Annotated in this window: 9 protein-coding genes; 2 read left to right on the forward strand and 7 right to left on the reverse strand. The window is 28.7% G+C overall.

The features are described from left to right. Positions 1-49 precede the first annotated feature (49 nt). From ACX1M8_RS02910 to rpmG, 4 genes are all read right to left on the reverse strand, one after another. Complete coding sequence (locus ACX1M8_RS02910) at positions 50-205, reverse strand: hypothetical protein (protein WP_458836761.1); 156 nt, start codon at positions 203-205, stop codon at positions 50-52. Between the two features lie 259 nt (positions 206-464). After that, on the reverse strand, positions 465-1415 hold the full coding sequence (gene pip, locus ACX1M8_RS02915; RefSeq protein ID WP_458836762.1) for a prolyl aminopeptidase: 951 nt from the start codon (positions 1413-1415) through the stop codon (positions 465-467). Continuing rightward, complete coding sequence (locus ACX1M8_RS02920) at positions 1399-2460, reverse strand: M24 family metallopeptidase (RefSeq protein ID WP_458836763.1); 1062 nt, start codon at positions 2458-2460, stop codon at positions 1399-1401. The genes pip and ACX1M8_RS02920 overlap by 17 nt, the downstream gene beginning before the upstream one ends. A 107-nt stretch (positions 2461-2567) precedes the next feature. Then, entirely contained in the window at positions 2568-2720 is a 153-nt protein-coding gene (gene rpmG / locus ACX1M8_RS02925) for a 50S ribosomal protein L33 (protein WP_078747366.1), read from the reverse strand. 393 nt (positions 2721-3113) lie between these two features. On the opposite strand from rpmG, the gene ACX1M8_RS02930 reads away from it, so the two are divergent. Beyond that, entirely contained in the window at positions 3114-6611 is a 3498-nt protein-coding gene (locus tag ACX1M8_RS02930) for a lipoprotein 17-related variable surface protein (protein ID WP_458806893.1), read from the forward strand. 63 nt (positions 6612-6674) lie between these two features. Here the strand turns inward: ACX1M8_RS02930 and ACX1M8_RS02935 are convergent, their stop codons facing one another. The 3 genes from ACX1M8_RS02935 to ACX1M8_RS02945 all read right to left on the reverse strand — a co-directional run bounded on the left by ACX1M8_RS02935 (position 6675) and on the right by ACX1M8_RS02945 (position 10292). Beyond that, positions 6675-7511, reverse strand: coding sequence for a deoxyribonuclease IV (locus tag ACX1M8_RS02935; protein ID WP_458806892.1), 837 nt, complete (start codon positions 7509-7511; stop codon positions 6675-6677). 23 nt (positions 7512-7534) lie between these two features. After that, entirely contained in the window at positions 7535-8818 is a 1284-nt protein-coding gene (locus tag ACX1M8_RS02940) for a potassium channel family protein (RefSeq protein ID WP_458806891.1), read from the reverse strand. A 157-nt stretch (positions 8819-8975) separates the two neighbouring features. Beyond that, positions 8976-10292, reverse strand: a complete 1317-nt coding sequence (locus ACX1M8_RS02945) for a C1 family peptidase (RefSeq protein ID WP_458836764.1) — start codon at positions 10290-10292, stop codon at positions 8976-8978. Positions 10293-10391: 99 nt separating this feature from the next. Between ACX1M8_RS02945 and ACX1M8_RS02950 the strand changes: the two genes are divergently transcribed. After that, the gene (locus ACX1M8_RS02950; protein ID WP_458798160.1) at positions 10392-11156 is read left to right on the forward strand and encodes an MAG0110 family membrane protein; all 765 of its coding nucleotides are present in this window, start codon (positions 10392-10394) and stop codon (positions 11154-11156) included. The last annotated feature ends 223 nt before the right edge of the window (positions 11157-11379 follow it).

Raw genomic sequence — 11379 nt, forward strand, 5'->3', positions numbered from 1 at the left:
AAAAAATCACCTTTCTATTTACGAAGGTGATTACACAACATTCGGTCTATTACCCATAATTACCATTAAATCCGTCATCTGCTGGTAGTAAATCTATTGGTCCTTCTTGATTTTCTTCTGTTAAAGAAACAGCAGAAATAATAGGTAAAGTAATGGCACTTATACCAGCTAATGGCAATATAATTCTTTTAAATATTTTTTGCATTTTAACCTCTTATTTATTTTGCTAATTAAATTATAAAACTTATTAAACGCCAATAATACTAGAAATTTTTTAGAAAATTTAATGTTTAAAATTCACTATTAAATACTGTTATCAGAATCTTTTACACCTATTTTTTAGTATTAAAAATAAAAGATCCACGCCCGAACTTGAGCATAGATCTTGACTGTTGCACTGTACATAGGAATTTGATACAAATATCTAAATTATTTGAATTTTAATTCCATTACAGTAGTATTATTTATAATTTTCCTTGTTTAATTTCAGACTTAATGGTTTCTGTTGCTTGTACTAGAAGTGATTGGTTTCTAGCATCTCATTGAGTGTGTCCAGCTCCATCCACAAGATGTAAATCAACATTTGTTAAATGTTGAGAAACTAATCAAGCTCCTATTGGACGTGTATCGATATCTTGGCGTCCATGCACAATAATTGTACGTACATCTTTAAATTTATCGATGTTATCTAAAATGTAATTATCATTTGGGAAAAATGAATTGTGCATAAAGTAGTGTGATTCAAGTAATGCAATTTGATAATCGTGCTTATAATTTGGTTTTAAGTTTGCTTTGTTAATTGATACAACTTCTGATTCTCAATTAGCAAATAAATCAGCTGCTTGGCTACATTTTACTTCATCAGTTCCAATTAGTAAGTTATAGTATTTTTCTAAAATACTATTTCCTTTTTCATTAGCTACAAAGGATTGATACTTTTCAAAGTAATCTGGATAGAAAACATCAGCACCTTTTTCATATAAGAAATCAATATCTTCTTGACGTGCTAAGAATACACCACGTAAAATTAATGCTTTAACATTTTTAGCATACTTAATTGAATAACACATTGCAAGTGTACTTCCTCAAGAACCACCTAAGATTACTACTTTACCTAAATTAAGGTGTTTACGTAATTTTTCAACATCTTCCACAAGTTCTTGTGTTGTATTATTTTTTAATTCACAATATGGGAGAGATTTACCTGCACCACGTTGATCAAAAAGCACAATTTTATAAAATTCAGGATCAAAGAATCTTCTGCATTTTGCTGAAGTACTTCCTCCAGGACCTCCATGGAAGAAGAAAACAGCTTGCCCATTAGGATTTCCACTTACTTCATAGTAAAGTTTATGAATGTCATCTACTTGTAAGTAACCTGTTTCATAAGGTTCAATATTAGAAAATAGTTTCATCGTTTTCTTCTTGTCTTGAAAATACGTAGTGACCTTTTTCAGTAACTAGAACATCGTCTTCAATTCTAGCCCCTCCAAGTCCTTCAATATAAATTCCTGGTTCAACTGTTAGAATCATTCCTGGCTCAAGCACTCATTGAGACATAGGTGAAATAGAAGGTCATTCATGTACATCGATTCCTAGTCCATGACCTGTTGAGTGAACAAAGTATTCTCCATATCCTTTAGCTTTAATGTAATCACGGCAAACTTTGTCAACATCACTTGCTTTCATACCTGGTTTAACACTAGCTCTACCAGCTGCAGCTGCTTCTTTAACAATGTTTAATATTTCTAATGCTTTAGGATCTTTTACTTTATCTTCTCCACCTAGAATTCATGTTCTAGTAATATCTGCTGTATATCCCTTGTATCTAGCTCCAAAGTCAACTTTTAATAAGCAACCTTCTTCAAGTTTCTTATCTGTTGTGTGGTGGTGTGGTTCAGCTGATGAAGAAGCTGTCGCAATGATTTCATCAAATCCTTCTTTATCTCCACAATGTTTTTTAAGTAAAAAGTTTAAGTATGCTCCAGCTTCTTTTTCACTAATTCCTGGTTTTGCTCATTGTTTAAATTCTTCTAAAGCAGAAAGTGAAATATCAATAACTTTTTGCATTATTTTTAATTCATCTTTAGATTTAATTACTCTTAATGCTTGAGCATCAACTCATTTAATTTCTTCAGGATTTACCATATTAACAATACGATCTTGAACTTCTTTTGTTAAATAATTCTTTTCAAGAGCAATTTTTTTGTATCCTCTTTTAGCAAATCATTCAGCAAGAGAGTTTCCTTTAATTAATACAACATCTACATTTTTTGCATTATTTCTACAGTATTCAATATATCTTCCATCGACAAATAATGTTGCTTTATCTCTTTCAATAGCGATAAAACCATCTGTAGTTTGAACACCAGCATATCATAATCTTGTTTGAGGAGCTTCTGAAATTAAAGCATCAACTCCAGTTTCTTCAAACATTTCGTTTAATTTTCTTTTGTCCATAATAATCTCCTTATTTAATTAGTAGCTAAATTATATTACTTCTTAGTAAAATCTATTTAATAATAAAAAAATTCAGCTATAGCTGAATTGGAAATAGAAAAGATAAATTATTTCTTTTCTTTGTGGTTTGTGTGAGCATTGCATTTTGAACAGTATTTTGAAAGTTCAACTTTTTCAGGATGGTTTTTCTTATTTTTCTTAGAAATATAGTTTTCCATTTTACATTCTGTGCACACTAATGTATAACCTTCTCTAGCCATATTTTGCTCCTTTACTTTTTATAATTGATATCAATAAAAAATTCTTATCTATTATAACAAAAAAATTATAAGTTTCACTATTATATTTTTAGTCGGTATTTTGCTCTTGCATAAGTGATTTTTTAATTGTTTTTTATAACTAAATCTATCATGAAAATTTGGCTACATTATTTTTAAATTTATAAAAATATACTTTTATGCCTTTAAACTAGTAATAAACATCGTATAGCAAATAATTTTATTTCACTTAAAGCGCTATTTTTGATTCAAAAAATCTATACAATTAAATTATAAATATATTAGATAAAAGTACAAATTATGTGATTTGTTCAAAAATAAAGTTTATTTTAAGAAAGGAAAAAGTTAAAACTACATAGTTTAACTTTAAATAATATGAAGAAATCAAGCAAAATATTATTTTCTATCCTACCTTTAAGTTCTATTGTAGCACTTAGTGTTGGTTGTCAAAATAATACTCCTAAGCCTTCTACACCTGTTTCTAGTAAGCCTGTTGCACCTGCACCTGTTAATCCAGTTACACCACCAGCTGCAGCAGTAGAAGATGATTTAGCAACTAAACTAAATAAGGAATTAGATAAATACTCTGTAGTATTAAAAGATGAAAATAATCTTAAGAAACTACCTAAAGAAATAAAACTTCAAGATTTAGAAGCTAAAGCAAGTCAAGGAAATCAAGATTTTGTTTTTCAATTTGCAGGTGGTATCAAACCTGATCAAAGTGAAGGTAAAATTACTTTTAAATTCTATTTAAGAGCATTAGATTCTAAAACTAATCAATGAATTAAATCGCCTGAAAAAGAAGTTTCTATTTCAGGATTTAAAAATGACAATGACCTAACAAATGAGGCTTTAGGAAACGCTACATTAGATTTTGAAGTATTCGATTTTAAAACATCATTGCCCTCTGAAGCTATAAAAAGAAATTTCGTCTCACTCATTAACTATGATTCTAACTTATACACATCCTCTGTTGAATTGGCTCCTGATGATGAAACAGGGGACATTAATGTTTCTTATAAGCTTATAAACAAGGCTAATAATTACGCAACTGAGCCAAAGACAACTGTTCTAAAAGGTTTTAAAACTCTTTTAGAATTTGATAAAGAAAATACATTGCAAAAGTTAAATAGTGATATTGATTCAATTGCTCGTTTAACAATTAACGAAACTATTGACAAGGACCTAAATAAGGCAAGCAGCATTAAAATACAAGATATCAATCTTCCTGAATTTGAAAACGCAAAATTATCTATTTTAAATACAAATTCAGATGACGATAAAGGTACCTTTGCTGTTGAATTTAAGTTAAATTCAACTAAATATCCTGAATTAAGCTCGCATCCTAAAACTATCACGATTTCAGGCTTTCTAACTAATGGACAAATTATTAGCAAGTCAGACAGTAAGTTTAGAAAAGAATTACAAAGTCAAATTAATGCTAGCCCACTTACATTTATTTATAAAGATAATGCTGATAGACATTTAGTATTGCCTTCAACTACAGTGCAAGATGATTTTTCATCAACAAATCTATCAGAAGGTCTATCATTACACATTAAATCATTAAATAAAAATGATACTAACGGAACTGTGTCAGTGGTATATACGGTTTCAAAAATTAATCCAGAAACTAATAATGATATAGAAATTAATGATGAACTGATTTTCGATATAACAGGATTCTATACACAAAAACAACTTGAAATCGATACTGAACAAGCTCGTTTAAATGCTAGAATGAGTGAATTAACATTAGCGCTCAACAATGAAATTGATAAAAGTAAGGTGAAAGCAAGCTCTATAACAACTAAGGATTTTGTATTTACTAAAAATGAAAACGATATTTTAATTATAGTAACCGATCCAAATGATGACGACGGAACATTATGAGTTCAATATAAATTATCATCAGCAAAAACAGGTTTTACTTCTCTAGTTTCTACTAAAAAAGAACTTGAAATTAGTGGTTTCTTGACTAATGAACAAGAGAGAATCAATAACTTAAGTCAAGAATTTTCATTAGCTCCTTCTGATATTGTTTTAGATGCTTCAGTATATGATAAAAGTTCATTTAATAACTACTATTTAAATAGTGAAAACAGTGAGTTAATCCCTGATAAAATCAATTCTTTAATTACAAAGCAGCTTGATAATGCTACTATCAACATTAAAAATGTCAAAACCGACATCGACTTAGAAGTTAAAGGAATATTCAAATTAATATTCACAGTTCAAATAAATAGCGCAACAAATCCCCAAGTTCATTCAGAAGATAAAAATGTTACTGTTGATTTAACTTCTCTAGTAGCTGAAAGAAATATAAGTGTTTATTTAGATACAGTCGTTAAAGGTGTTAAATTAACGCCTTATGGAGAAGAACTAAGAAAGAAACTTAAACCTAGCTTATTTGCCGAAAAAACAGCAACTTTAGAAGAAATAATTGGTGATGGACTTACAAAAAGAGCAGATAAACTTGTTATCAAATCATTTAATGATGAGCAAGGTAGTGTTGTTGTTTCTGTAGTTTCTAAGCTTGGTTCAATTGAAAAATCTAAAGACTTTGCTATTGAAGGATTTTTAACAGCAGCACAATATGAAGCTAGACAAAAATTAGTAAATGATGAAAAAGCAAGATTGAACTCTTTAGTTAAAAGACTTAATCTTAATGAATTTAGCGAATTCTTTGATCAAATAAAAGGTAAAGCATTGGTCGAAATCACACCTGAACTATTAAATAAAATAAAACTTAAATCATTACAATCCGAGATTGTTTGAGATTTCGACAGCTTCAATAAATCTGAAGAAAATAACTCATTTACTATTTCATATAAATTAAAAAGTCTAAAAGAAGGTTTAAATGAGATTACTTCAGATAATTCATCTAATTTAACATTTAATAAATTATTTGATATTGATATTCTTAAAGATATCTCAGCTAAAGAAATAGAAGTGCTAAAAAATGAAATAACAAATCCACAATCTGACTATAATAAGTTCTTATCCTCTATTCCAGATTCTAAGATTCCAGAAAATAGACAAGAAAGATTTAACTCAATCAAGGAAGCTCTATTTACTAGAATACAAGATAAAATCAATAACGCTACAGTAAAAACAACAAGAGAATTTTATGATGCCTCACTTCTCAGCCCTGATGAATTAAAAACTATTTACACTGTATTGAATCAACTTCTTAGAATTGATCTAAAAACCATCACAAATATGTACAGTGAGCTTTATACATTTCCATATAGCAAACTAAGTCGAGGGGTAAGATTATTAGGTGCTTTTACGCCAACCGTAATTACAGCAGCTAAAATGGTCCGTGGCTACTATGTTCAACCTTTATTAGATAATATCTTTAATTATCTTGTATTAAATAAAGATAAATTCATATCACCATCTAAGCAATATGCTTTATCCGAAATTAAACAATATCAATTTTCTAATTTAGAAAATAAGGATGAGCTAGAAAAACAAATTAGTAATTTAATAGACTCAGCATTCACAAATTATCTTGATTTCTTTTTAAAGATAGATTGAAAATATATGATAGATGGTGGTCCGATTGTTGAATCAAGCGAACGTTATATTCATACAAAAAATGTATTCCCAAATCTAAATCCAGGAAGAACTTGACTTTCATGGAATTGAAATAAGATTTTTAGTGCGAAAAGACACAATAATATTCTTAATGAGCAATTAAACAGTTTAACATCATCATTAAATCTATCAGGAAATGATGCTGAATTCGTTAAAAATCTAATGGTGCGTATAATGCAACCTATTTATAATATTGGTGTAAATTACTCTAATATTATGTATACAGATTTATTGCAAATTGCTTATGAACTATCTAACAATGAAGAATAGACAAAAACAAATTTAAATCGAGGTATAAAAAATGCCTCGTTTTTTTACGAAGCATTGTATAAATTATTTTTGATTATAATGAAGCAACATAGAAATCTCTTCCTTATAAACTGGTCCGGTTTCTGGAATAGGTGTTTCTAAAATAATTGGAATATTATCAAAATCAGGATCGTGTACGAATTTTTGTAGAGTATCTAAACCAATTGTACCTTTTCCAATATTTGCATGTCTGTCTTTATGTGATGCGACTTCATTTTTTGAATCATTTAAATGAATAACCTTGATATGTTCTAATAAATCTCAGTCTCTAAGTTCTTGCTTAAATTCTTCATACTCTTGGATATCATATCCAGCATCTCAAACATGGCAAGTATCAAGGCAAACTTGAACTCTTTCGCTATCAACTCATTTTAAAATGTGAGCCATTTGCTCGAAGTTAATACCAACTTCAGTTCCTTTTCCAGACATAGTTTCTATGCAGATAATCACATCTTTTGTCAGAGATAAAATTTCTTTTAAGGAATCTACTAAAGTGTCTAAAGCTTCTTCTACAGAATGTTCAACACTTGCTCCAGGATGTAAAACTAAATATTTAAATCCTGCATAATTCATTCTTTCTATTTCTTGAACTAAGAAATCAACTGCAAAAGTACTTTTGTCAGGATTTGAAGGATTTACTATATAAGGAGCATGTACGACAACATATTCTTTAGGAATAGCATTTTGGTATTTAGCTTCATATTCTGCTAAATTATATTTAGATGTTTCAACTCTTCGTACATTTTGAGGTGCTCCTAAATATATCATCATTGCATTAGCACCATTTTGAATTGATGTTTCACAAGACTCAACTAAATAATTCGGTGCTTTAAATGGAACATGTGAACCTAGTCTTATCATATTAATCCTCCTTGGACATAGCTTTATTCATTTGTTTTTTGTTCAGTTGTATTGCTATCTTCTTCATTTTGAGAAGAATTTTCATCTTTAGAATGAATGTTTGCTTTTATTTTTTTAATTGGTTTTACAATAATTTCTTTCGCATCAGCTTCTTGTAAAGCTTCTTTTACTTCTGATTTGATTTCATCTAGTTTTTCTTTTGCTTTTGCATGCACATTTTCATCATTATTTTTGAAATGTTTTTGCATTTCATTTAAGAATGACCCAGCAATAAGCCCTGAAGGGATTGCTATAATTGCGATAGATACTAATGAAATAAAGACAACAATACCTTTTGTTATTGGTGCATGAGGTACAAAATCACCATATCCGATTGTTGTTAAAGTCATTGTTGTAAAGTAGATAGCATTTCAAAAGTTAGTTGGATATCCATTTCCTAGTGCTTGAATAGATGATTGGATATTAGAAGTTAATAAATCAGATGTACTATTTAAACCTATGAAGTAGTTGTAAATAGCTTTATCTAAATCTATACCTGTTTTATTAGCAAAATCAGCATTATTTTTATTCAGTTCTAATCATTGATATATATCAGAACCATTAATGCTACGTTGTTGTGCTATATATTGAATTTGTTGTTCTGTTAAGTAATTTGATTCATTGTTTCAAATGATTAATGCAAATAGCACGATCATAATAATAATTAAGATAAATACATATGTTAACACTCTTCTTTGTTGATTAAACACTTCAGCAATAATGTGGAATGGTGCGAAAAGTGTAAGAACAAAGAAGAAACGAATCATTTTGAAAATTGTAAGTGATTTAATATCACTAAAGAATTTAGCTGCTCCACTTTCTTGGAAACTTCCTTGTTGATTTGCAGGAAGCATATATTCAACAGCATTGAATGAAGCAAGGATACAGAAGAGAATAATAATCCCTGTAAATGAAAAGATATACTTTATGCATGCCTTTCACATAGGGATTTTTAGCTCGGGATAATGAATCTTATACGTAATCAGATGTAATCCATAATCAACAATAAAGACAAAGAAAGTAATAATTTGCATTGCAGTTAAAAATCTACCTCAGCTTGTTGCACTTTCTGATGACACTTGTACAAGTGATAAAAATGAAACAAAACAAGCAAATGAAATAATTCCTGCATAAATGTAGGTAATTAGTTTAATCTTTTTCTTTTCTTTTTGTAACGAACTTGGAATTGTAGAATTAGACCAAGTCATTAATGAAATAATCTTTAAAATAGTATTTTTATTTTCAAAAGTTAGCTTAATTGTTTTCATATATATATATTTTATAAAAGTTTTAACTTTTATAAAATTATGTTGCTTTTATTGCTCACTAAATGAATTTTACTTTTATAGCTACGTCATAGGCTTATTTATCAATATATTTGATAAATAAAAAGATGTATCTATAAAAAGATACATCAATTTAACATTAAGCAAGTGGTTCTCATAATTCAAGATATACTTTTGGATTAGTTTCTTTAAGTAACGCTTGATCTACATATTTTTTATCCACAATAACTGAGAAGTTATATTCATCGAATCAAGTATCAGACATTGAGTAAACACCTTTGTTTCCTGATTTATCCCCTCAAGAGTTTTCTACTTTTCAAGCTACAGGTTTTCCTTCATTAGTTTTAACACCAACAAAAGCCATAGCGTGGTTTAATGATGAATTAAATAAATCTACTCTAGCAGCTTTATTTAAGTTATTTACAGGTGTAAATAATTCATCATATAAGTATAATTCAGGATCTAAGACACCTGATTTATTATCTTTGAATGGATCAATATCACACCCAAATCATACTGGAACATTATCTTTAAGTGAAGCAATAACTGCATTTTTAATCACATCTAAAGGTGCATTAATCATAGACACTTCACTATCTTGATAAATAGAATTTTGGTATTTTAAAATGTATTTAGTTCCTGTAGGGTATAAGTCACGTGGATCGTGGATTAAATCTACTTTATTATCAAAATCGCTTCCTACAAATTTATCAAAAAATTCTTTAGGTGTTACATTTGCAACTTTTTGGTATTTATCATCTTTATCTTTGTATTCGTAAGTAAATACTTTAGGTGGACGTCCTAAGCATTTTGCAACTATGTCATAGACTTCAAATAAAACTTCTTCTCTATATTGATGCATAGCTTCAAGGCTTTTTCCTTCTTTATGCATTTGTTTTAGAGTATTGTAACCTTGTTTAAGGTGCAAGTCAATTTGTTCATTCATTTCATTTGTGTTACCTGATAAAAATGTTTCAGGCATAATGCTTTTAGGCACAGCACCATATTTTCTTAGTAATGAAGCAAATCATTCTCAGTATCCACCATCAGTTGCTGTAGAGTGCGACACTAAGTGATAAATTAGTCTATCATTTGTATCTTTATCAATATTTTCAATTGCTAAATTAAGAAATGTATTGGCTTTTTCTAGTTTATCGAAGAAGGCAAAATAGTTTTGTGAAAATTCAAATGTTTTAACATTTAAATTTTTCATCGCAGCTACTCTAGCCATATTTAAAGAAGCAAATATTCAACATCTACCACTAGAATTTTGAGATGTTATATCTCCTAAAGTTGTTTCAATATCAAACACAAAATCGTGTTTAATCAAAACTTCGTGATTAATGCAGGTATTTTTAATACCATTTTTAATCACTGCATTTTGAATTAATTTATTATTTTCTTTTGCATCAAATTTTTGAGCAAATTTATTTAATGTTTCAAATTTTAATTCCATTATTTCTCCTTTAATTCTTATAATATGATACAGTTTTTTAACTTTTTCATGGCTTTATTATGCTTTTTTTATAAGTTGCAAATGTGATAAAATAAAAGTATGAATTTAACTAGAAAACAAGAACAATATGAAAATATTGAAGCAAGTACAATGAGTACTAGAACACAATTCTACTCAATTATGCTAATTACCTTTATTTTAGGGTTAGCAGCAATGCTTTCATTATCAGTAGGAATAAGTTTCTGATTTGGAACTGAATCCTTTAATGTATTTATGACACAGCACTATGTAGCATTTGTAGTTCTCTTCGCTATCGGATTTGTAGCAACATTCTTAATCACTATGTTCCTGAATAAGATTAAGAGTAATGCTTTAAAATTGGTCTTTTTCCCAATTTTAATAGTCTTTTATGCTTTCTTAATTGCATTTGCATTTTGAGGATATTTCCAACTTCAATATGATGAAGCTCCAAATCTTCAACTAATGCCTAAGATGATTGCAATTATGATGATACCTGCTGGTGTTATGGTAGTTGCTGCTATTTTAGGATTATTTAACTTAATAAATATTAGAGTTATTTGAATCTTCTCTTCATTCTTATTTGTAGCTTTCTTAATCACTTTCTTTGTCTCATTCTTTGTTTATAAAGCTGACTGATATGTTATTGTAATTGGAACAGCTCTAATTTCAGTAGGCATGATTATTCAATGATGACAAATTAGAAGAATTGCAGATATGGCTGAATATATGGATAAAAGAGAAATGATGTCTCAAGCAATTATTGCTGGAATTATGCTATTTATTTCTTATGCTGAATTGCTATGATATGTTATCTCAATTATGTCTGGTTCACGTAGAAATTAGTAAAGAAAAATTGTCAACACACTATGTTGACAATTTGCTCGATTGTAATCTCCAGTGCAACACTTTTATTAAGATATAATAAAAGTGGAGCACTGTTTTTTTGTGTTCCACCTAAAACCCCTTCGAAAGGATTTCTTATAAATTATACAAGAATCACACTTAAAGTTAGATATGTAATTGAGGCCTTATTAAATGAAAATTATTCATTAAATCAAATTGCTGC

This window comes from Mycoplasma tracheobuteonis (assembly GCF_054456995.1).